The organism is Rhodococcus sp. FG69, assembly GCF_057808915.1.
In genome coordinates this window covers 20203-43294 of sequence record NZ_JBMDIX010000032.1, presented here as the reverse complement: position 1 = coordinate 43294, position 23092 = coordinate 20203, and the positions used below count along the sequence as shown (strand labels likewise).

The window sequence follows — 23092 nt, the reverse complement described above, 5'->3', positions numbered from 1 at the left end:
CGCTATCCCGACAGGTTGAAGTTGCCGGAGCTGCCATAGATGGCGAGCGAGATCAACAGGGTCACGGTGACGACGGCGATCAGCGATGCGCGTACCGCATTACCTACTGCAACACCGACTCCGACCGGTCCACCGCTTGCCGTGTAGCCGTAATAGGTGTGGATCAACATCACGGCAAGAGCCATCACGATCGCTTGCGCGAACGACCACAGAATGTCCGTCGGTATCAGAAAGGTGTCGAAGTAGTGGTCGTACACCCCGGGTGATTGGCCGTAGATCACCACTGTCGCAAAGCGACTCGCGATGAACGAGGCGATCACCGCCAGCGAGTACAGCGGGACGATCGCCACCATCCCTGCCAGTACCCGGGTGCTGACGAGATACGGAATGGACGGAATAGCCATCGATTCGAGTGCGTCGATCTCCTCCGAGACGCGCATCGCGCCGAGCTGAGCCGTCGAACCCGCACCGATCGTGGCGGCCAGCCCGATACCCGCGATGACCGGAGCTGCAATCCGCACGTTGATGAATGCCGCAAAGAATCCGGTGAGCGCTTCGACGCCGATGTTCCCGAGTGAAGAGAATCCCTGAACCGCAATGGTTCCGCCGGCGAACAGTGTCAGGAAGCCGACGATGACGACCGTGCCGCCGATGACGGCGAGCGCTCCCGACCCCATGCTTATCTCGGCCACGAGTCGCAGCGTTTCCTTCTTGTAGCGCACCGCGGCACGCGGAACCGAACCCAGTGCCTGGAGATAGAAGATCGCCTGCTCACCGACACGGTCCGCCGAACGCGACGCGCCGGCAATGCGCCGTCGCGTCAACGGGAATCGACCTGTCGCAGCGAGGGCCATTCAGCGCTCCCTCATCCGGCCGTCAACTTGATACCGACGGCGGTGACGACGACATTGACGACGAACAGCGCCATGAAGGCGAACACGACGGTCTGGTTCACGGCGTCGCCGACGCTTTTCGCGCCGCCCCTGACGTTCAACCCGAGGAAGCACGCGACGAGCCCGGCGATCATTCCGAACAGTCCGGCTTTGACCTGAGACACAATGAGCTCGCCGAACCCGGTGAGCAAGGTGATCCCGCTGACGAACGACCCCGGGTTCACACCCTGCAGGAACACCGAGAACACGAAACCACCCAGGATGCCGATGGTGCACACCAGGCCGTTGAGCAGGAGAGCGATGACGGTGGATGCCAGTACCCGTGGCACGACGAGGCGGTGGATCGGGTTGATGCCGAGCACGCGCATCGCGTCGATCTCCTCGCGGATGGTGCGTGCCGCGAGGTCGGCGCAGATAGCCGTCGCACCAGCACCGGCGACGATCAGGACGGTGACGATGGGGCCGACCTGGGTGACCGCGCCGAGGGCGGCGCCCGCCCCGCTGAGGTCGGCTGCACCTATTTCTCGCAGCAGAATGTTGATGGTGAAGCTGACCAGGACCGTGAACGGGATGGCGACGAGGACAGTCGGCACCATGGAGACGCGGGCGATGAACCAGGCTTGGTCGACGAACTCGCGCCGCTGGAACGGCCGAGAGAATACTGCGCGGAGGGTGTACCACGCCATGTCGAAGAACGCGCCTACCGCACGTAGCGGTACGAGAAGGAGGTCGTTCATGAATCCTCCCCTACTTGTCGCGTGTGACTCAGGTCATATTAACTAGAACATGTTCGGTAGTCAAAAGAGACGCGCCGTTCACGTTTGTTCTGTTGCAGTTCAACGTATTCGACAACATCATTGACGTCTGGCGAATCCCAAACTAGAACGTGATCTAGTTTTCCGATCGACGACAATGACCACCCGACGGTCACCATCTTCGTACTCTCCGGCTACCGATGTAGCCGAAACGACAAAGCTCAATTACCAGCCGTGACCTGCGGCGCACCGAGATCGAGCGCGGCAGAGGCAGAGAACGTCCTCGACGGATCACGTCCGGAGAAGTGCGAACCCAGCTGCTCGGCCAGATTTTCCGGAGTCCAGGCCCCGTCGACGGCGTCGAAACGCGCCTCGACCGTCGGTGCCGCCATGAGTGCAACCATCGGACCGTAGACGACGAAGACCTGCCCGTTGACACTCTCGGACGACGGTGCGGACAAGTAGCGGACCAAGGTGGCGACGTGTTCGGGCGAGAGCGGATCGAGGCCGTCGCTGGGCGCCGACCCGAAGACCGACTCGGTCATCGAGGTTCGCGCCCTAGGGCAAATTGCGTTGGCACGCACACCGTATCGCGCAAGTGCGCGTGATGCCGACAATGTCAGCGCGGTGATGCCGGCTTTCGCCGCACCGTAGTTCGCCTGCCCTTCCGGCCCGAGAAGCCCCGCCTCGGAGGACGTGTTCACGATTCGGCCATAGACCGGACTGTCCGCGGCCTTGGACCGAGCCCGCCAGTAGGCGCCCGCATTGCGGGTCATCAGGAAGTGCCCCCGGAGATGCACCTTGATCACAGCGTCCCAGTCCTCGTCGGACATGTTGAACAGCATGCGATCTCGGACGATCCCGGCGTTGTTGACGACGATGTCCACGCGGCCGAATTTCTCCTGCGCGACACTGAACATGGCGTCCGCGGTCGATCGTTCACCGATGTCGCCCGCGACGAACGCGACCTCACCTCCGGCCTGTTTCACCAGATCGATGGCTTCGTCGACGGCTGGTCCCGGGGCGATGTCTCCGAGCACGACGCTCGCACCCGACTGCGCGAGCCCGATCGCCTCTGCCCGCCCTAACCCTGATGCCGCACCGGTGACGAGCGCAACCCGCCCGTCAAGTCGTACCTGTTCGTCGCTCACGGACAAAATGTAGAACGTGTTCTCATTCTTGGCAAGGTGCTAGGTCCGCCACCGAATCGCCGCGCGCGGGCAGCCGGCAATGGCCTCCTCGATCGCATCCTTGTTCTCGGGCAGCTCGGCCGCCGCGTCCGACACAATCAGCTCGTCGCGCTCGTTCAGATCGAACACGTCGGGAGCTGCACCGACGCAGACGCCGTTGGACTCGCAGAGATCGAAGTCGACCTCGACCATGGTTCGCTCCTTCCGTAGGGCGGTTCTGCCGCCGTTTCCGTAGGGCGGCTCCGCCGCCAGTGGCACGGTTGAGTGCACCAGGATGCACATAACCACGCCAGTGCGGCGGAGCCGCGCCCCCACTCAAGACTAGAACCTGTTACACCTCGTGTGCAATGATTTGCCCAGCACCGAAAAGAGGTATGGCATGCATATCGCATACACCCAGGAGCAGACCGCGCTCCAAGAGGAACTCCGCACCTACTTCGCCACCCTGATCACTCCGGAGCGTCGCGAAGCACTGAGCTCCACCTCGGGCGAATACGGCGAGGGCACGGTCTACCGGGACGTCGTCCACCAGATGGGCAAGGACGGTTGGCTCGCGCTCGGCTGGCCAGAGGAGTTCGGGGGGCAAGCCCGCTCGGCCATGGAACAGCTGATCTTCACCGACGAGGCGGCCATCGCGGGCGCACCGGTCCCATTCCTGACGATCAACAGCGTGGCACCGACGATCATGGCTTTCGGGACCGAGGAACAGAAGTCGTTCTTCCTCCCCCGCATCGCGGCGGGCGAGCTGCACTTCTCCATCGGCTATTCCGAACCCGAAGCCGGCACCGACCTCGCATCCCTCCGCACCACCGCGGTGCGCGACGGCGACGACTTCGTGATCAACGGGCAGAAGATGTGGACCTCGCTCATCCAGTACGCCGACTACGTATGGCTCGCGTGCCGCACGGATCAGGATGCGAAGAAGCACCGCGGCATCAGCATGCTGATCGTCCCTACCGACGCCGACGGATTTTCGTGGACCCCGGTCCACACCATGGCCGGTCCCGACACCAGCGCCACCTACTACCAGGACGTGCGCGTGCCGACGAGTGCGCTCGTCGGCGAGGAGAATCGTGGGTGGTCGCTGATCACCAACCAGCTCAACCACGAACGCGTCGCGCTCACCTCCGCCGGGCCGCTGGTCGCGTCGCTTCGCGAAACCCGTATGTGGGCCCAGAACACGAAGCGGCCGGACGGCACCAGAGTCATCGACCAGGAGTGGGTCCAGATCGCCCTCGCACGGGTGCACGCCAAGGTGTCCTACCTCGAGCTTCAGAACTGGGAACTCGCGAGCGCCAAATCTGCTCCCGGACCAGCGGACGCGTCGGCCAACAAGGTGTACGGCACCGAACTCGCCACCGAGGCGTACCGCACCATGATGGAAGTCCTCGGTCCCGCCGCTACCCTTCGCCAAGGTTCTCCCGGCGCGCAGCTACACGGCAGACTCGAACGCCTGCACCGCTCCTCGTTGATTCTTACATTCGGCGGCGGCACCAACGAGGTGCAGCGCGACATCATCGGTATGACTGCACTCGGCCTGCCGGCCTCGGCTCGCTGACTCCCGAAGGAATGAGACCATGGAATTCACGACGACCGAGGCCCAACGCGATCTCGCCGGACTCACCCGCGACCTCGTAGCGAAATACAGCACCAACGACGTTCAACGACAACTCGATTCGACCCCCGACACGATCGATAAGTCTCTGTGGAGCGCGTTGGCAGCCGGCGGGCTGTTGGCAGCCGCTGCACCCGAGTCCGTCGGCGGTGACGGATTCGGCGTCCTCGAATCGACGTCGATTGCCGTCGAGCTGGGCCGAGGTCTCGCTGCGGTGCCGTTCGTCGTGAGCTCCACTGCCGCGGCCGCAGTGGCCGAATTCGGGACGGCACAGCAGACGACGGACTGGGCAGCGCCGGCTGTAGCCGGATCGTCGATACTCACGCTTGCCCTCGAAGAGGAACAGGGCGAGGACTTGCTCGATCCCCTTACCCGAGCCGAGGAAACAGCCACCGGATGGACGGTGACGGGTACGAAGATGTCCGTCGACAGTGCCACTGTCGCAGATGGATTCGTCGTGACCACCACCGACGGGGTATTCCTCGTTCGCGCCGACGACCCGGGGGTCACCATCACGCCACAGCACGGCGTCGACAATCGTAGCCTTGGGCTGGTAGAACTGGACTCCGTTGCCCTCGAACCGAACCGACGCCTCGGGGGCAGCGACATTGCACGCTGGATCAGGGCTCGAATAGTGCTGGGAACCTGCGCCTACCAGCTCGGCGTGCTGGAGGAATCGCTGAAGGTCACCGCCGAATACGCGCGCGAACGGGTGCAGTTCGGAAAGCCGATCGGAAGCTTCCAGGCCGTGGCGCAGCGGTTGGCCGACGCCTACATCGACGTCAAGGGTGCGCGACTGACCCTCTGGAAGGCGGCCTGGGTCCTGTCCGCAGGCAGGCAGGGCGACGACGAGGTTGCCGTCGCCAAGTTCTGGGCTGCCGACGCCGGCCATCGAGTTGCGCACACGCTGGTCCACATCCACGGCGGCGTCGGCCTCGATCGAGATCATCCGGTCCATCGATACTTCCTGGCCGCCAAGCGCGCTGAATTCGCATACGGGGGCGCCACAGCGCAACTCGGACGACTCGGCGCGACGCTAGCGTCCGTCCCGGCGTGATGGAGACCGTCACCGACCTGCTCCTCGCACGCGAAAACGACTCGACCACGGCGCTGCTGTTCGAAGATCAGCGCATCACCTGGGCAGAGCACGTGACGGAATCACGACGCTGGGCCGCGTACATCGACGGCATGCTCGACGCCGATGCGCCGCCCCACGTCGGAGTGCTGCTCGCCAATGTTCCCGAGTTCTCCTTCCTGCTCGGCGCGGCCGCGCTCGGAGGCTTCGTTGTGGTCGGACTCAACTCGACGCGTTCGGGACCGTCGATCGTCGATGATGCCCGGCGGACCCACTGCCAGCTGATCCTCACCGACTCCGAGCACATCCATCTGGTACCGGACGCCATGAACATCGCCGACATCGCACTGGGCGAACCTCTTAGCGAGCCCGACCCGCAGAACCTGTTCATGCTCGTCTTCACCTCGGGAACGTCCGGCGAGCCGAAAGCCGTCCGATGTACCCACGACAAGGTCGTCACTCCCGGAATCATGTTGGCGTCGAGGTTTCAGCTCGGCCCCTCCGACACCGTCTATGTCTCGATGCCGCTGTTTCATTCGAACGCGATCATGGCAGGCTGGGCCGTCGCATTGGCCGCGGGCGCGAATCTCGCTCTACGAAAGACTTTCTCGGCATCGGGGTTTCTTCCCGACGTCCGCCGGTTCGGGGCCACCTACGCCAACTACGTCGGCACTCCCCTGACGTATGTTCTGGCGACGCCCCAACAGCCGGACGACCGCGACAATCCTCTGCGCGTGGTCTACGGCAACGAAGCGACGCCCGGTGCGGCCGCACAGTTCGCAGACAGGTTCGCGGTGACGGTCGTGGACGGCTTCGGATCCTCCGAGGGAGGGATCTCGATAGCGCGGACTCCGGACACACCGCCGACGGCACTGGGGCCGATGCCGGAGGACGTGAAGATTCTCGATGCATCGGGCAATGATTGCGCCATAGCGCAATTCGATGACGGATGCCTCGTGAACGAAGAAGCCGCCGTCGGCGAGCTCGTCAACACAGCCGGTCGCGGAATGTTCTGCGGCTACTACGACGACGAGGACGCCGATGCCGACCGCATGCGCGGCGGGATGTACTGGAGCGGCGATCTGGCCTATCAGGACGCCGACGGTTTCGTGTACTTCGCCGGTAGGTCCACCGGGTGGATGCGAGTCGGCGGCGAGAACCTCGCGTCCGCACCGATCGAGCGGATACTTCTGCGTCATAGCGGGATTCATGCGGCCAGCGTGTACGGGGTGCCTGCGCACGGCCCGGGCGACAGAGTCATGGCGGCGATCGTCGCCGAGGACGTCGATGCCGTCGCCGACGTGGTTGAGTTCCTGGCGAGGCAGCCCGACTTGGCGAGGCGCGCACGACCCGAGCTGATCCGGATCTGCACGGAACTCCCCAGAACCGCCACCCACAAGGTGCTCACGCGAGAGCTACAGCGACAGCGGTGGAACACTCCCGACCCGGTGTGGATGTCGACGGAGCCGGCCGGCCCGTATCGGCGCCTCTCCGAGCTGGACCGTCAGCATCTCGAAAAATCGATTGGCACCCATCCCGGGCGCTGATAACGTCTGGTCGAGTCAACACTTCGAATCGAACTTCAGGAGGTCAACATGCCCATTCGGCATACGGCCGCGCCGTCGGCACCTTCTGCCCACGTTCCTGGCTGACCTGTACACCGCGGGTCGGCCCTTCGAAAGGCTCACCCTCATGCTTCTCGACTCCTACGGTTACAACTCCCACTGGCACGACCTCTATCAGGCGATCGACTCTCCCGGCGAACCCGGTCGTGTGACGGTGGTCGACCGCGGCGCCTGCGGGGTCGCCACCGCCCACGGCATCGTCCGCGCCCGATCCGGCCGACACGACGTGTGCACCGGCGACTGGGTTCTCGTCGACTCCGACACGATTTCGGCGGTACTTCCGCGTCGAACAGCGATCGTCCGGGCGTCGGCGGGAACCACCTCGACCCCCCAGACACTTGCGTCCAATGTCGACACGGTTGTCGTCACCGTGGCGGCCGACACCGATCTCGATCTCGGTCGTGTCGAACGATATGTGGCACTCGCTTGGGACAGCGGTGCAACACCTGTCGTCGTCGTCACCAAGTGCGACAGGGGCATCGACACCGACAGTCGGCTCGATGCCGTCCGATCTGCCGCTCCGGGCGTGGTAGCACTCGCGGTGAGCTCGCACACCGGTTCGGGAATGGACTGCTTCACAGACAGTCTCGCGGGGACGGTCGCCCTGATCGGGCCGTCCGGGTCGGGCAAGTCGACCCTCGCCAACGTTCTGATCGGCGAACACGCGCTCGACACCGGCACTGTCCGAGAGGCCGATTCGAAGGGGCGACACGTCACGGTCCGGCGCGAGTTGATACCGCTGGCGACCCCGGGGATGACCGTCATCGATACCCCGGGACTGCGTTCGGTCGGGCTCGTATCTTCGGAAGAGGGCTTACAGCAGACGTTCTCGGATATCGAAGCACTGGCGCAACACTGCCGCTTCGACGACTGCGCACACACCAGCGAGCCCGGGTGCGCTGTCCAGGAGAACGTCGACCCCCGGAGAATCGCCAACTACCAGCGGTTACAGCGGGAGAACTACTGGGCAACGACGCGGCATGATGCGCGCGCCAACAGTCGCCGACTCGCCGAAGCCAAGAAGTTGTCGAAAATACAGCGGCGAATGTACAAGAACCGCTAGTCGAACAGGGTCGGCGATTCGGGCTCGTCGACGGCAGGCTTTGCAGCGTCGACGGGCGATGCCTTGCGGACCACGGACAGCGTCGTCGTCCGCACGGACAATCGGTGGCCGTCGAGGTGCTCGAGCAACGCGAGACCCTGGCGTATCTCGAGCACCTTCCACGGCCCGGCATGACCGCTCGCCTGAACCAGGTCGCCTACTGCGATCTCGGAAGCCACTGATCGTCTCCATTCGACTCGTCGACTTGTGCTCGTGGAGCAGCTTAGTCTCACGTGTCGACCGACCAGCTCTACCGCAGCTCGACGAGCCTGTCGACCGCACTCTCGTACCCTGCGACGAGCTCGGCGACGATGTCCGCGACCGGGAGGATCTGGTTCATCCGACCCACGATCTGGCCGACGGGCATCGCCACGACCTCGGGATTCTCGGCCTCGTTGATCCGCTGGTGCGCCTCACTGACCAAGATGTTCTGCAGCGGCATGGGCAGTGGTTTCGGTGCGTCGGGCTTGTCCCAGGCGTCGGTCCACTTCGTTCGGAGGAGCCGCGCCGGCTTGCCCGAATAGATACGCGTGCGCACGGTGTCGCTCGAGGTCGCTGTCAACAGCGCTTCCTGCATCGCCGACGGTTTGCCCTCGTGCCGTGCCCCGAGTCGATACTCCGCCGCTGTCAGCCACGTCGACCCCATCCACACGCCGTCTGCGCCGAGCGCCAGGGCAGCTGCCACCTGACGCCCGCTACCGATCCCACCTGCGGCCAGGACACTCGCGCGCCCGGCTACGGCGTCGACGATTTCCGGAAGCAGCACCATCGACGCGATCTCACCGGTATGACCCCCTGCTTCATACCCTTGAGCGATGACGATGTCGACGCCGTTCTCCACATGCCTGCGCGCATGTTCCGCAGTTCCCGCGAGAGCGGCAACCGGCACGTCGCGCTCATGTGCCTGCACCACGACGTCGTTCGGAGGCGAGCCGAGTGCGTTGGCTATCAACGCGATTCGGTGCCGCAATGCGACGTCGACGTGTGATCGCGCGACCGAATGGAGCCATCCGAGCACACCCTCGTTCCGCGCGGCGTCGTCGCCGAGGGGTGGGACACCCAGCTGTTCGAGCGTCCTGTCGATGAACGCTCGATGCTCCGCAGGGATCAACTCGTTCAGGTCCACCGATGCACCCTCGGTGGGCACCTTGGCCGGCATGACGATGTCGACGCCGTACGGCTTGCCGTCGGTGTTCTCGTCCATCCACGTCAGCACGGCGTCGAGATCCTCGGCGTCGTTGAAGCGAACACACCCCAGCACACCGAGCCCTCCCGCCCGACTGATCGCTGCCGCAACATGTTCGGACGGGGTGAAGCCGAAGATCGGATACTCGATGCCGAACTTCTCGCTGAGATCGGTGCGCATCAACGCACCTTCTCGGACAGGTGCGAGGAGTTGACCTCGTCGGCGGGTCTGAGCTCGGTTTGGCCCACCGCCCACCGATAGTCCGGTTTACCCGCCGGGGAACGCTTGATCTCGTCGACGAACCACACCGCGCGCGGGACCTTGTAGCCCGCAATCTCTTTACGAGCACACGCATCCAGTTCCGCGAGCGAAGGGCGAGTGGAGCTTCGCGGCTGAACCACCGCGGCAACCTTGTGCCCGAGGCGCTCGTCGGGAACACCGACGACGATTGCGTCGAACACCTCGGGGTGCGATTTGAGCGCACCCTCGACCTCTTCGGGGAACACCTTCTCGCCACCGGTATTGATCGAGACGGACCCGCGCCCGAGCATCGTCACGGTGCCGTCCTCCTCGACCTGCGCATAGTCGCCGGGAATCGAGTACCGGACTCCGTGGATCTCCTTGAACGTCGCCGCGCTCTTGACCTCGTCCTTGTAGTATCCGATCGGAATATGACCATGACGAGCGAGCAAACCTGTTCTGCCGGAACCTGGTTCGACGGGATGCCCGTCGGCGCCGAGAACCGCGGTCGAGGCGTCGATCTTCACTCGCGGTCCGCCGGTGTGCTCGGTTCCCTTCACGACGATGCTGAGTCCGCCGAATCCGGTCTCCGACGAACCGATCGAATCGGTCAGCATGCGGTTGGGCAGAAGTTCGAGGAACTTCTCCTTGATACTCGGCGAGAACAACGCCGCACTGCTCGCCATCAGGTAGAGCGTCGAGAGATCGTAGGGCGTCCCGTCGGGCTTGCCCTCGATCAACGCGTCGAGCATCGGTCTGGCCATGGCGTCGCCGGTGATGAAGATGAGATTGACACCGTGACGATCGACAAGCTGCCAGATGGCGTGACCGTCGAAATCCGGATGCAGCACTGTCCGTCCACCGCCGAACAGGCTTTGGAAGGTTGCCCATTGCGCACCGCCGTGGATCATCGGCGGGATCGGCATCCGAGTCATGACGGGGTTCTCGGCACCCATCTTCGCCAGATCCCATTCGTCCTCGACGTACTCGCCCGTCATGAAGTTGATGCCGCCACCGAGTACCCGCCAGACGTCCTCGTGACGCCACATCACGCCCTTGGGGCTGCCCGTGGTGCCGCCGGTGTAGAGCATGTAGATGTCGTCTGGGCTACGTTCGCCGAAGTCGCGCTCCGGGGAGGACTCGGCAAGAGCGTCTTCGTAGGAGACTTGGCCGTCCACCCCGTCGATCACCACCGTCGTCTTCAGAAGCGGGCACGACGGAAGGACAGCGGCGACTTTGTCGGAGTAGCGCGCCTCGTGAATCAGGGCAACCATGTCCGAATTCTGGAAGATGTACTGCAACTCGTTCTCGATGTAGCGGTAGTTGACGTTCACGACGACACCGCGGATCTTGAACACCGCGATCATCGACTCGATCGTCTCGATGCCGTTCCGGCTGTACACACCCACCTTGTCGCCTGGCTTCACCCCCTGTTTCTGCAGGTAGTGCGCCAGTCTGTTGGTTCGATCTTCCATCTGCGCGTAGGTGATCTCGCGATCACCACACACCAGTGCGACCCGGTCGGGTACCAGGTCTATTGCATGTTCCACGAGGTCTGCGATGTTGAGGGCCACGTGTCAAAAATAGAACGTGTTATCGTTTCTGGCAATAGCCAGTTGGAGACGCAGGTCACATAGAGTGGGAGTACCGAACAGTGTCCTCGATCGCACCCGAAACATCTGCGAAATCAGCACACGCGCTCGTCGAGAAGCGTGGCCACGTTCTCATCGTGACGATGAATCGTCCCGAGGCCCGCAACGCGCTCTCCGGCGAAATGATGGCGATCATGCGCGACGCCTGGGACCAGGTCGATGCCGATCCCGACATCAGAGTCGCGATCCTCACCGGCGCCGGCGGAGCATTCTGTGCGGGTGCGGACCTGAAAGCGATGACGTCCACGCACCCGGGTGACAGTTTCTCCTCGGGTGGATGGGACATGTCCAAGATCGAGGCCCTACTGAAGGGCCGCAGGCTCACCAAGCCACTGATCGCGGCAGTGGAAGGACCCGCGATCGCGGGCGGTACCGAGATCCTTCAGGGCACCGACATCCGCGTCGCCGGAGAGAGTGCAAAGTTCGGAGTGTCCGAGGCCAAGTGGGGACTCTTCCCACTGGGTGGATCAGCCGTGCGGCTCGTCCGGCAGATTCCGTACACCATCGCAGCCGATATCCTGCTGACGGGCAGGCACATTCGAGCCGCCGAGGCTTTGCGCATCGGATTGATCGGACACGTTGTGCCCGACGGACAAGCGCTCGAGAAGGCACTGGAACTGGCCGAGCAGATTGCCGCGAACGGTCCACTCGCAGTGCAGGCGATCCTGAAGACCATCCGCGACACCGAGGGCATGCACGAGGAGGCAGCTTTCCAGATCGACGCCGAACTCGGCGTCGCGGTCTTCAAGAGCAACGACGCGAAAGAGGGACCGCGCGCGTTCGCAGAGAAGAGAAAGCCGACGTTCGAAGGGCGGTAGTCCTCGAACGTCAGCGCACGATCGCCTCGATCGGGGTCCCGTTGCCGACGAGGGCGGCAACCGTCGCAGCCTCCATCCCAGGCGAGCCGCACACCAGAACCTGGTGATCGGTGAACGGTTCCTGCACGCTCATGACGTCGGCCAAGCTCCCTTCCCAGCAGTGCTCGGGCCCGAAAACTGCTGAGGCACCTTCGATCTCACTGCGAATGGTGTCGTGCCAACGATCCGGTGCCCACGGATCGGAAAGCTGATCGACCACGGGGATCACCGTCAACCACGGCAACTCGGAGGCCAAGATCCACAGCAGATCGGCGGCATAGAGGTCACGTGGTGATCTGCCACCGACGAACAACGTGACCGACGGCGGTGACTGGCGTCGGGTCAGATCCAGGATGAGCGACCGCATCGGCGCCAGCCCAGTTCCACCTGCAACCATGATGACGTCACGTCCCGAGTCGTCGATCCGAAGTGCACCGGCGGGGTTGCTCAGCTGCCAGATATCTCCCGGCCGGGTCTCGTTGACGATCGATCCGCTCACCCAACCGGCAGGCACCGCTCTGACGTGAAACTCGAGCTTGCCGTCGAGAGATGGTGGCAGCGCAGGCGAGTACCGACGGCGCAGGCGTGCGTTCTGCGGAACGGTGACCTCGAGCGACTGGCCGGCCGAGAACGGGATCGCATCTCCGACGAGTCGAATCACGGCCAGGTCGTTGCGAAGTCGGTGGTATTGCACCACCTCGGCGTTCCACGTCTGCATGGACTCCAGGATATGTGGCGCCGGTGGCTACACCGACCATGCGGCAAGGTCAGGGACCCGTGATCACCAGGGGTCGTGACGGACCGTCGAGAGATCGACACCTGCCCCTTGCAGCCGAAACTTGGTGGTGTTGATCATCGACGGCGAGCCCACGATCTGGATGTCGCGGTCGGTCCACCGGCCGAACTCGGCGACGACCTTGCCGATCTGTCCGACGATCGGCGACGAGCCACCCGGATTGGTCGGATACTGCGGACCGTCGTACCACCAGGGGTCGGCTTCCTCTTCGACGATTCCGACGACCGACAACCACGGATTGGTCGAGGCGATCTGCTGAAGGACCGGCAGGTCGTACAGGTCACACGGGTAGCGGCCACCGTAGAACACATGCACACGGGGGTTGTCGGTTCGGCTCGCCATCTCCATCAGCTGGGCCCGCAGCGGTGCAATGCCGGTGCCCGACGCGATCAGCAACCGGTCCCGTCCACCTGCAGTGTGCCGTGTCATGGTGCCCAACGGGGATCCGACAGTCCACCGATCACCCACCGCAGTGCTCGCGACCAGTGCCGGGCTGACCCAGCCGCCGGATACTCGTCGAACGTGGAACTCGATCTCGCCTGCCTCGTTCGCCGGAATCGCGGGCGACAGATATCTCCACATGCGAGGTCTGCTCGGAATGGACACGCTCACATACTGACCTGCGCTGTAGTCCAACGGTTGGTCGAGCTTCAACCTGATGACCGAGACGTCGTCGAGCATTCGAATGTGATCGACGACAGTCCCATGCCAGACCGGAGGCCCATCGTCGGCCTCGGCGGCTTCGATCATCGTTCCGGCCATGACCGAGATGACGTCGCGCCAGGCCGCGTCGACCTCCTCGGTCCAGATTTCGTTGCCTGCGAACTGCTCGAGAGCAGTGATGAGAGCGTCTCCGACCGCTGAATAGTGAGCGTCGACGACGCCGTACTTTCGATGGTCCCGCCCCAATTGCGCGAGAAAAGGAAGCAGCCGATCGAGATCTTCCAGCTGATCGATCGCATACGCGATGGCGGTCACGAGCTTGTCGCGCTGCGTTTCCATCGAGGCTGGAAAGAAGTCGCGGACAGCGGGATTTCGGGCGAAGAGAATTGCGTAGAAAGACCGCGTCAGCTTCTCCGGTCCACCCTCCACCGCCGCGACGGCTTTGAACGTCGTTCGCACAAGCGAAATTGCTCGAGCATCCATCTCTCGAAACCCCTATCCACCTTCAGGCCAAGCAGCCTTCAGCTCGCGTACGTGTGACGGAAGGTGTTCGACAGCTACACGCGGGCACCGTCCACGGCAGTCGCTGTAATTGCCAGGGAGTCTAGCCCAGTCGCCGCGCATTGACGCATCGACGAATTCCATCGTCGGATTCACCTGCTGTAACCGTCGAACTGCCCGAAATGGACGGCATAACCAACCACCCGATCGAAACCGATTGGCCCGCATCCACATTCAGGCCTTTCCACCGGTTGTCCGAGGCCCTAGGATTCGCAGCGTCGATCGAATCGAAACGGGGTAAGGCGAATCGTGACTCTCACTGTCGGGGTGGGCTTGGACGAACCAGAAATCGACGACTCCCTCCTCGCCCGGAGACTCGCCGAATGCCGCGAATTCTTCGACCTACCGGAGCTGCGCCACCTCCCCGTCGAGCGCGCGACGCAGGCATTGGCCGAACTCCGAGCCACCGGAACCTACGTCCAGTCGGCCGAGGAAATTCTGATCGGCGCAAAGATCGCCTGGCGAAACCACGCACGATGCGTCGGACGCAAACACTGGCGCACACTCAAGCTGCTCGATGCGCGTCACGCCACCACCGCCGAGGAGATCGCCGAAGCCTGCTTCGAACACTTACGCGTCGCGACCAACGGTGGCGCACTGCAGTCCATCGTCACCGTGGGCCCGACGCCGTTGCCCGACGGGCGCGAGTATCGAATCATCAGTCCGCAGCTGATCCGGTACGCCGGGTATCGGGGCTCGGACGGCACTGTCGTCGGCGATCCAGCGCACATCGAGCTCACCGAGCTCGCCTCGCGACTGGGGTGGCGCGGCGAGGGCACCCCCTTCGACGTCCTGCCGTTGTTGATCTCGACGCCCGACGAGCCGATCCAGTGGTTCGAGGTACCGCGTGACCTGGTGATGGAGGTTGCACTGGAGCATCCGAACTACCGGTGGTTCGCAGGCCTCGGGCTCAAGTGGCACGCGGTCCCCGCAGTCTCCAACATGGACCTGGAGATCGGCGGCGTTCGGTACCCGTGCGCGCCGTTCAACGGGTGGTACGTCAACACCGAAGTCGGCGCACGAAACTTCAGTGACACCGACCGGTACGACATGCTGCCGACCATCGCGAAGAAGCTCCGGCTCGACATGAGCTCCGACCGCACACTCTGGAAAGACCGTGCGCTCGTCGAGCTCAACCGCGCGGTCATCCACAGCTTCCGTGAGGCGGGGGCATACATGGTGGACCACCACACCGTCGCAAAACAGTTCGTCGACCATGTCGATCGCGAGGCACAGGCCGGACGAATATGCCCGACGGATTGGTCGTGGGTGAATCCGCCGATGTCGTCGGGAATAACTCCGACGTTCCACAGGCTCTACGATCCGCCGGACATGGATATCAGGCCGAACTTCGTCGCCAGGAGTTCGGCGGGCTGCCCGTTCTCGTGAGGTTCGGGGTGCTGTGTCGTCCGCGCCCCCTCGAGTGACCGAATGTCTGATTCGGTCACTTCCGGGACCGAGCGCGCACCTTCCAGCCCACGCGCACGTTGCAATCTGTGCGCTCGCTGGAACCTGCGCGGACCGACACCCAAGGTGAGCGAACGGCTCATTCGGTCACTTCCGGGGCCGAGCGCGCACCTTCCAGCAGCCGAAACTCCGACCGCAGATCAGCGCTGGTTTCGCGGCTTCCAGACGACCAGGGCGTTGCGCTGAACCGGCACGAGATCGCGGCGATAGCTCGCGTGCACGTTCGCCAGCTCCTGCGCGAGCTCACCCACTCGGGCTTGCAGTGCCTCGACCTGGTTGGACAGTTCGATGATGCGCTTGATGCCCGCGAGGTTGACGCCCTCGTCCTGCGACAAACGCTGAACCTCGCGGAGCAGGGCGACGTCTCGCGGCGAGTACCGACGTCCACCACCGGTGGTGCGGTGCGGCGTCACCAATCCGAGTCGGTCGTAGGTTCGCAAGGTCTGAGCGTGCATCCCCGCCAGCTGGGCTGCGACGGAGATGACGAAAACCTGTGCGTCGGGATCACCCTGCGGAGGAGGGGGTCCAGGCGGCACCGTCATCATGCACCTGCCCATCCCGCCCGCGGATCGAATCCGCTGGCCTTCTCCGCTGCCAGATAGGTCTTCAGTGCTTCGGTTGCGGGATCGTCGAGCTTCTGAGGGACCGCGACCTTGACAGTGACCATCAGGTCACCGGGGTTGCCGGTCTTCTTCGGCACGCCACGACCGCGGACTCGTAGGACTCGTCCGTCCACCGTGCCGGGCGGAACCTTGACGCCGACTCGTCCGTCGAGCGTCGGAACCGACAGAGTCGTTCCGAGTACCAGCTCGCCGTAGCTGACCGGGACGGTGACCGTGAGGTCGTCTCCGGTGCGGCCGAACACTTTGTCGGGTCGAACCCGAACGGTGACGTAGAGGTCACCCGACGGGGCGCCGCGCAGTCCGGCTTCGCCTTGACCTGCAAGCCGGATCTTCTGGCCGTCGGACACACCTGGTGGCACTCGAACGGTGATGGTGCGGGTGCGGTTCTGGACGCCGGTGCCACGGCAATCCGCGCACGGGTCGTCGATGATGGATCCGGTTCCGCGGCAGTCGTCGCACGGCTCACTGAAGCCGAACGCACCCTGGTTGCGGTTGACGACGCCGGCGCCGTTGCACCTAGGGCACACACGGGGGCTGGTTCCCGGCTTCGCTCCGCTGCCGTGGCACGTCGTGCACGACGACGGGCTGGTGAGCCTGAGCGGAACCGTCACACCTTGCGTGGCTTCGCGGAAGCCGAGTGTTGTCTCGGTTTCGACGTCGCTGCCACGTCGCGGCCTGGTGCCCGCGGGGCGCTGCTGCGTTCCGCCGCGATTGAACAGGCCACCGAACAGGTCTCCGATGCCGCCGTCGCCGCCGCCCTGACCGAAGATATCGCCGACGTCGAACGTTTGACCGCCGCCACCGAATCCGCCTGCGTTGGGATTGAATCCACCGCCCTGGCGACCGAAGCCGCCGGACGCGAAGAGCCGTCTCGCCTCGTCGTATTCCGCGCGCTTGGCGGGGTCGGCGAGGACCGCGTGGGCCTCGCTGACGGCTTTGAACTTCTCTTCGGCGGAAGCATTGCCGGGGTTGGCGTCAGGATGGTTGTCCCTCGCCAACTTTCGGTAGGCCTTCTTGATCTCGTCTGCAGTTGCGCTGGAGGAAACGCCCAGCTCCTTGTAGAAGTCCTTCTCGATCCACTCCCGCTGGCTCACCGGGCGTTTCCTCCTCTCGCGCTATTTCTGTTTACTTCTCGTCGGGTGCATCGGCACCCGACTCTTGTCCAGCATCATCTACGACGCCGACCATCGCGGTCCGCAGAACACGCTCACCGAGCTTGTAGCCCGGACGCATCAGCGTTCCGACGACGGGGCTGCTGCCGTCACCCTCGTGGGAGACGGCCTCGTGGATGGCGGGGTCGAAGGCGTCACCCTCGGCTCCGAACGTGCTCAGACCGATGTTCGAGAACACCCCTGCCAACTTGTCTGCCACAGCCTTGAGTGGACCGGTTTCGAGATCGCCGTGCTGGCGGGCCCGCTCCAGGTCGTCGAGCACAGGAAGCAGCTGAGAGATGACGGACGCTTTCGCGTTCTCGGCACCGGACTGCTTCTCGCGATCGGTGCGACGCCGGTAGTTGGCGTACTCGGCCGATACTCGCTGCAGATCAGCGGTGAGCTCGAGGACCTGCGTGTCACGCGGATCTTCCTCGACTTCACCTTCGACTGGCACTACATCGAATCCCTCTTCGTGCACCGAGCCGGGCTGGGGCGCAGCCCCGGTGCCCGCAAGGGGCTCCGGAACTGCGTCACCTTCCCGTGCTGCACCGGTCTCGGGATCGATCTTTCGCTTGTCCACGAAAGTGACCGGTTCTTGCTCGGTATTGTCCGAGGTCACTTCTTGTCCGTGTCGTCGGCGGGCTCGTCGACAACTTCTGCGTCGACCACCCCGTCGTCAGCTGACTGAGCGCCACCTTCTGCGCCGCCCTGCTCCTTGGCCTGAGCCTCGTAGATGGCGGTGCCGAGTGCCTGCGACTCGGTCGAGAGCTTCTCGACGGCGGTCTTCACTGCCGAGATGTCGCTGCCCGCGAGAGCCGACTTGGCCTCTTCGATTGCCGACTCGACGCGTCCCTTGAGCTCTGCGTCGACCTTGTCCTCGTTGTCCTTGACGAACTTCTCCGTCTGGTGGACGAGGGATTCCGCCTGGTTGCGGACCTCGGCCTCTTCGCGACGAGCCTTGTCCTCGTCTGCGTGAGCTTCCGCGTCGGCGACCATGCGATCGATCTCTTCCTTGGACAAGCCGGAGCCGTCCTGGATCTTGATCGTGTTTTCCTTGCCGGTGCCCTTGTCCTTGGCCGTGACGTGCACGATGCCGTTGGCGTCGATGTCGAAGGTGACCTCGATCTGCGGGACGCCGCGAGGAGCAGGCGGCAGCTCGGTCAGCTCGAAGGAGCCGAGGAGCTTGTTGTGCGAGGCGATCTCGCGCTCGCCCTGGAAGACCTGGATCTGCACCGAAGGCTGATTGTCGTCAGCGGTGGTGAAGGTCTCGGAACGCTTGGTCGGGATGGTGGTGTTGCGCTCGATGAGCTTGGTCATCACGCCACCCTTGGTCTCGATGCCGAGGGACAGCGGTGTGACGTCGAGGAGCAGAACGTCCTTGACCTCACCCTTGAGCACGCCGGCCTGCAGTGCAGCACCGACGGCCACGACCTCGTCCGGATTGACGCCCTTGTTGGGCTCGCGTCCGCCGGAGAGTTCCTTGACCAGTTCGGAGACAGCAGGCATACGCGTCGAACCGCCGACGAGCACGACGTGGTCGATGTCCTTGACGGCGATGCCGGAGTCCTTGACCACTGCCTGGAACGGCGCGCGGGTGCGGTCGAGCAGGTCGGAGGTGATCTTCTGGAACTCGGAGCGGGAAAGCTGCTCGTCGAGGAACAACGGGTTCTTGTCGCCGTCGACCGTGATGTACGGAAGGTTGATCGAGGTGCTCTGCCCGGAGGACAGTTCGATCTTCGCCTTCTCGGCAGCCTCACGAAGACGCTGCAGGGCCATCTTGTCCTTGGTCAGATCGATGCCGTTCTGAGCCTTGAACTTGTCGACGAGCCAGGTCACGATGCGCTCGTCCCAGTCGTCGCCGCCCAGGTGGTTGTCACCCGACGTCGCACGGACCTCGACGACACCGTCGCCGATTTCCAGAAGCGACACGTCGAACGTGCCGCCACCGAGGTCGAAGACCAAGATTGTCTGCTCGCTGTCGCCCTTGTCCAGGCCGTATGCGAGAGCAGCCGCGGTGGGCTCGTTGACGATGCGCAGGACGTTGAGGCCGGCGATCTGGCCGGCTTCCTTGGTGGCCTGACGCTGTGCGTCCTCGAAGTAGGCAGGCACGGTGATGACCGCGTCGGTGATTTCCTCGCCCAGGTACGCCTCGGCGTCGCGCTTCAGCTTCTGCAGCGTGCGCGCGCTGATCTCCTGTGGCGTGTACTTCTTACCGTCGATCTCCACGTTCCAGTCCGTGCCGATGTGGCGCTTCACGGATCGGATGGTGCGGTCGACGTTGGTAACCGCCTGGTTCTTCGCGGGCTGGCCGACCAGTACTTCGCCGTTCTTGGCGAAAGCGACGATCGACGGGGTGGTGCGTGATCCCTCGGAGTTGGCGACCACAACCGGCTCGCCGCCCTCGAGGACGGACACGACCGAGTTGGTGGTCCCGAGGTCGATACCGACCGCACGAGCCATAGTGTTTCCTCCTGTTTGTTGCTTGGTAAGTCCCTAGCTGAGCGAACTGCACTCAAGTCTGCAAGACATTTCGAACTTCTGTCAACTCGGACTTGAGCCTCATCCACTCAAGGCTGTCGAACTCCTCAACGGAGGGTTTCGCAGATTTGTTCCCGGGAGGTCGGCTCCGCCCCCAACGGCAGCACTGCGCCGCGACGGCAGATGCTCGTCGCGGCGCAGTTGGTGGGACCGACCTGGGGCTACTCGCCCTCGGGCACGTCCTCCGGCTCGCAATTGACGCTCAGGAGGCCGAACGCGACGTTGTCGGGGTAGTTGGCATCGAGCTGCGGCGAGAACACGGCTGCTCCACTCGGACGCGACTGCCATACCTCGTCTGCGCTGGGGATCGTGTAGGTGAGCCCTTCGCCCGCCTTGATGACCTTCTCGTTCATGACCCCGGGTGCGCCCGGGAGAACCGCAAAGTTGGTGGCGACGTTGGAGGCGTCGCCCGTGCCGACGTTGTCGACGTCGATCTGCAGAGCAGCGACATCGCCGCCGAGATCCCCGTCGCGCGGGTCGCAGATCGCGGCGATGGTGACGACCAGGTCGGGCGACTGGGCGGCGGACGACCCGAAGGGCATGGGAGCCGGATCTTCCTGAGCCGACGCCATGGGTGCGAGGGCGACCGCACCGACAGCGGCGGCGATCGCGGCCGTCGAGGCCAAGACAGTGGTGCGGACGAAGCGACGCATGTGTTACTCCTGTGACTGAAGGGGTTGTTGTTGCGTCTAACTATTACTCATTTCAATCGGACATTCCATACCGGGCAGTCTCGATCCGGACACGTTCGGATACTCCGTCGGTCTCGGATCACAACCGTGTAATTCACTTCCCGTACAGGTTTCGCCGTCGGATCTTCGGGGGATGCCCCAACACTGCAGAGAGCACGTTCCCTCCGTAGGGTTCAAGTAAAGCGAGGCGAGAAGAGGCACATGGATCCCGAAGTGCAGCACGAACCGAGCGAGATCACCTACGACGAGAAGTTCTATCCAGCACGGCCGCGCCCACTGCGCCCGTCCGTGCGACGAGCCGATCGAAACGGCGCGACCCCGCAGGACGGCGACCCGTCGGCTGCCAACCCCGAATACGTCGAGTGGCTGGCCGAGCAGTCGATGTTGCGCGACGCCAAGCTCATCGCCGAACAGCTCTCCGGCAAGGGGAGCATGTGGCAGAACCCGTACGCCGACCCGAATCCGCGCGGCGCGGTGGAGCGAGCCCCTGTCTGGTTCACCGCGTATCCCATCTCGGTGATCAATGCGCCGCGCACGAGTTTCCTCAGCACACTCGGCGACGAAGCGCTGTGGCAAGCGTTCTCGGACATCGGCATCACCGCGGTCCACACCGGACCGGTGAAGGTTGCGGGCGGCATTCACGGCTGGCGTCCGACGCCATCCGTCGACGGTCACTTCGACCGAATCGGGATGCAGATCGACCCGGCGTTCGGATCCGAGGAAGAGTTCCGACGCCTGTGCGTCGTCGCGGCTGCATACGACGGCATCGTCATCGACGACATCGTCCCCGGCCACACCGGCAAGGGCGCCGACTTCCGCCTCGCCGAGATGGCTGTCGCAGACTATCCCGGCATCTACCACATGGTCGAGATCGAACCGGAGGACTGGCACCTGCTCCCCCGGGTTCGCGCAGGCGCGGATTCACAGAACATCGACGCCGAAGCCGAAGCCAATCTGGCGCGCGCCGGCTACATCATCGGGCAACTCCAACGCGTCATCTTCTACGAACTCGGCGTCAAGGAAACCAACTGGAGCGCAACGGCTCCCGTGATCGGTATCGACGGGGTCGAACGACGCTGGGTCTACCTGCACTACTTCAAGGCGGGGCAGCCGTCGATCAACTGGCTCGACCCTTCGTTCGCCGGAATGCGTTTGGTTATCGGCGACGCCTGCCACTCCATCGCCGATCTCGGCGCGGGCGCGCTTCGTCTCGACGCCAACGGCTTCCTCGGCGTCGAGCGGCGTGCCGAGGGTCCGGGTTGGTCCGAGGGCCACCCCTTGTCCGAGGCCGCAAATCACCTGATAGCCAGTGTGGTTCGCAAGATGGGCGGGTTCACCTTCCAGGAGCTGAACCTGACCATCGACGACATCAAGGCCATGGGCGCCAACGGCGCCGACCTGTCGTACGACTTCATCAATCGCCCTGCGTACCAACACGCACTCGTCATGGGGAATACCGAGTTCCTTCGGCTCACGATGACGCTGTCGCGCGATCACGGCGTCGACCCGGCGTCACTCGTGCACGCGTTACAGAACCACGACGAGCTCACCTTCGAGCTGATCCACTTCGCGACGCTCCACGCCGAGGACGAGTTCCACTACGGCGGCGAGGTAGTGAAGGGTTCCGATCTGGGCAATCAGATTCGAGCCGAGCTCACCGATCGGCTCACCGGCCGTTGGGCGCCGTACAATCGACTGTTCACGACCAACGGAATCGCCTGCACGACAGCCAGTGTCATCACGGCATCGCTCGGGATCCGTGATCTCGACCGCATGAACGAGGCGGACATCGAAACCGTCAAGACTGCGCACCTGATGCTTGCGATGTACAACGCGCTGCAACCGGGCGTGTTCGCACTGTCGGGATGGGATCTACTCGGCATTCTTCCGATCGACGCCGACGACGTGGCCGAACTCATTCGCGAGGGTGATACCCGCTGGCTCAACCGCGGCGCCCACGACCTGATGAACAGCTTTCCCGACGCCGTACGCTCCGAATCCGGCATCCCGCGTGGTCGCAGCCTCTACGGTTCGCTTCCCGAACAGTTGAAGGACTCCAACTCGTTCGCTCGCCGACTGGCTCATATCATCGAGCTGCGCAACAGGTACGGCATCGCAACAGCGCAACAGCTCGACGTTCCTACGGTGTCCCACAAGGGATTGCTGGTTCTGGTACACGAGCTTGCACAGGGCGCGATCCAGGCGACCGTCATCAACTTCTCCTCCGACGAGGTGGCCGCGACGATTCAGTCCAAGCACCTGACGCCCGGCGCCGGGGTCTTCGACATGTTCGACGATTCCGATATCGGCGTGGTCGACGAGTTGAACAGCTTCCCGATGACTCTCGGCCCGTACCAGGGAGTGCCGGTGATCCTGCGCTGATGTTGCGCCGCGTGCCACGTCGGCAC

21 protein-coding genes are annotated in these 23092 nt (G+C 63.9%); 7 read left to right on the top strand and 14 right to left on the bottom strand.

Translation table 11 applies throughout. The features are described from left to right. Positions 1-2 precede the first annotated feature (2 nt). The 4 genes from ACODSO_RS21675 to ACODSO_RS21660 form a co-directional block, all read right to left on the bottom strand. Entirely contained in the window at positions 3-854 is an 852-nt protein-coding gene (locus ACODSO_RS21675; RefSeq protein WP_068373058.1) for an MlaE family ABC transporter permease, read from the bottom strand. Between the two features lie 11 nt (positions 855-865). Next, positions 866-1630 (bottom strand): MlaE family ABC transporter permease, encoded by a 765-nt coding sequence (locus tag ACODSO_RS21670; protein ID WP_489038742.1) that lies wholly within the window; start codon positions 1628-1630, stop codon positions 866-868. 239 nt (positions 1631-1869) lie between these two features. Then, positions 1870-2799 carry a 3-oxoacyl-ACP reductase gene (locus ACODSO_RS21665; RefSeq protein ID WP_489038741.1) on the bottom strand — a complete coding sequence of 310 codons (930 nt, stop codon included), beginning with the start codon at positions 2797-2799 and terminating at the stop codon, positions 1870-1872. Between the two features lie 39 nt (positions 2800-2838). Further along, on the bottom strand, positions 2839-3030 hold the full coding sequence (locus ACODSO_RS21660) for a ferredoxin (protein ID WP_068373049.1): 192 nt from the start codon (positions 3028-3030) through the stop codon (positions 2839-2841). A 187-nt stretch (positions 3031-3217) separates the two neighbouring features. On the opposite strand from ACODSO_RS21660, the gene ACODSO_RS21655 reads away from it, so the two are divergent. From ACODSO_RS21655 to rsgA, 4 genes are all read left to right on the top strand, one after another. Beyond that, positions 3218-4396 carry an acyl-CoA dehydrogenase family protein gene (locus tag ACODSO_RS21655; protein WP_489038739.1) on the top strand — a complete coding sequence of 393 codons (1179 nt, stop codon included), beginning with the start codon at positions 3218-3220 and terminating at the stop codon, positions 4394-4396. Between the two features lie 19 nt (positions 4397-4415). Beyond that, on the top strand, positions 4416-5510 hold the full coding sequence (locus ACODSO_RS21650; RefSeq protein ID WP_489038738.1) for an acyl-CoA dehydrogenase family protein: 1095 nt from the start codon (positions 4416-4418) through the stop codon (positions 5508-5510). Beyond that, positions 5510-7075: an AMP-binding protein gene (locus tag ACODSO_RS21645; RefSeq protein WP_489038764.1), complete on the top strand. Its 1566-nt coding sequence runs from the start codon at positions 5510-5512 to the stop codon at positions 7073-7075. Before ACODSO_RS21650 ends, ACODSO_RS21645 begins: the two co-directional genes overlap by 1 nt. A 145-nt stretch (positions 7076-7220) precedes the next feature. Next, positions 7221-8216 (top strand): ribosome small subunit-dependent GTPase A, encoded by a 996-nt coding sequence (gene rsgA / locus ACODSO_RS21640; protein WP_489038737.1) that lies wholly within the window; start codon positions 7221-7223, stop codon positions 8214-8216. On the opposite strand, the gene ACODSO_RS21635 is transcribed toward rsgA, so the two are convergent. The 3 genes from ACODSO_RS21635 to ACODSO_RS21625 all read right to left on the bottom strand — a co-directional run bounded on the left by ACODSO_RS21635 (position 8213) and on the right by ACODSO_RS21625 (position 11255). Continuing rightward, on the bottom strand, positions 8213-8434 hold the full coding sequence (locus tag ACODSO_RS21635; protein WP_068373033.1) for a hypothetical protein: 222 nt from the start codon (positions 8432-8434) through the stop codon (positions 8213-8215). The two genes, rsgA and ACODSO_RS21635, sit on opposite strands and share 4 nt — an antisense overlap. A 71-nt stretch (positions 8435-8505) precedes the next feature. Further along, positions 8506-9621, bottom strand: coding sequence for an NAD(P)H-dependent flavin oxidoreductase (locus tag ACODSO_RS21630; RefSeq protein WP_489038735.1), 1116 nt, complete (start codon positions 9619-9621; stop codon positions 8506-8508). Further along, positions 9621-11255 (bottom strand): acyl-CoA synthetase, encoded by a 1635-nt coding sequence (locus ACODSO_RS21625; RefSeq protein ID WP_489038734.1) that lies wholly within the window; start codon positions 11253-11255, stop codon positions 9621-9623. Before ACODSO_RS21625 ends, ACODSO_RS21630 begins: the two co-directional genes overlap by 1 nt. A gap of 80 nt (positions 11256-11335) precedes the next feature. On the opposite strand from ACODSO_RS21625, the gene ACODSO_RS21620 reads away from it, so the two are divergent. Next, complete coding sequence (locus ACODSO_RS21620) at positions 11336-12151, top strand: crotonase/enoyl-CoA hydratase family protein (RefSeq protein WP_489038733.1); 816 nt, start codon at positions 11336-11338, stop codon at positions 12149-12151. A 10-nt stretch (positions 12152-12161) separates the two neighbouring features. Here the strand turns inward: ACODSO_RS21620 and ACODSO_RS21615 are convergent, their stop codons facing one another. Both ACODSO_RS21615 and ACODSO_RS21610 read right to left on the bottom strand, forming a co-directional pair. Continuing rightward, positions 12162-12908 (bottom strand): FAD-binding oxidoreductase, encoded by a 747-nt coding sequence (locus ACODSO_RS21615; RefSeq protein ID WP_489038732.1) that lies wholly within the window; start codon positions 12906-12908, stop codon positions 12162-12164. 63 nt (positions 12909-12971) lie between these two features. Then, positions 12972-14132, bottom strand: a complete 1161-nt coding sequence (locus ACODSO_RS21610) for a globin domain-containing protein (RefSeq protein ID WP_489038731.1) — start codon at positions 14130-14132, stop codon at positions 12972-12974. Between the two features lie 327 nt (positions 14133-14459). Here ACODSO_RS21610 and ACODSO_RS21605 point away from each other — a divergent pair, with 327 nt between their 5' ends. Then, positions 14460-15599, top strand: a complete 1140-nt coding sequence (locus tag ACODSO_RS21605; protein ID WP_489038730.1) for a nitric oxide synthase oxygenase — start codon at positions 14460-14462, stop codon at positions 15597-15599. Between the two features lie 218 nt (positions 15600-15817). Here ACODSO_RS21605 and ACODSO_RS21600 read toward each other — a convergent pair whose 3' ends face one another. From ACODSO_RS21600 to ACODSO_RS21580, 5 genes are all read right to left on the bottom strand, one after another. Continuing rightward, positions 15818-16219, bottom strand: a complete 402-nt coding sequence (locus ACODSO_RS21600) for a heat shock protein transcriptional repressor HspR (protein ID WP_156520309.1) — start codon at positions 16217-16219, stop codon at positions 15818-15820. Then, a complete protein-coding gene (gene dnaJ / locus ACODSO_RS21595; protein ID WP_489038729.1) occupies positions 16219-17394 on the bottom strand; it encodes a molecular chaperone DnaJ in 1176 nt (391 codons plus the stop codon). Before dnaJ ends, ACODSO_RS21600 begins: the two co-directional genes overlap by 1 nt. 31 nt (positions 17395-17425) lie before the next feature. Further along, positions 17426-18073, bottom strand: a complete 648-nt coding sequence (gene grpE / locus ACODSO_RS21590) for a nucleotide exchange factor GrpE (RefSeq protein WP_068373006.1) — start codon at positions 18071-18073, stop codon at positions 17426-17428. Then, on the bottom strand, positions 18070-19914 hold the full coding sequence (gene dnaK / locus ACODSO_RS21585; RefSeq protein WP_068373003.1) for a molecular chaperone DnaK: 1845 nt from the start codon (positions 19912-19914) through the stop codon (positions 18070-18072). The genes grpE and dnaK overlap by 4 nt, the downstream gene beginning before the upstream one ends. 239 nt (positions 19915-20153) lie before the next feature. Continuing rightward, positions 20154-20645, bottom strand: a complete 492-nt coding sequence (locus ACODSO_RS21580; protein WP_489038728.1) for a Pro-kumamolisin, activation domain family protein — start codon at positions 20643-20645, stop codon at positions 20154-20156. Positions 20646-20885: 240 nt separating this feature from the next. Between ACODSO_RS21580 and treS the strand changes: the two genes are divergently transcribed. Beyond that, on the top strand, positions 20886-23066 hold the full coding sequence (gene treS, locus ACODSO_RS21575) for a maltose alpha-D-glucosyltransferase (protein WP_489038727.1): 2181 nt from the start codon (positions 20886-20888) through the stop codon (positions 23064-23066). Positions 23067-23092 lie beyond the last annotated feature (26 nt).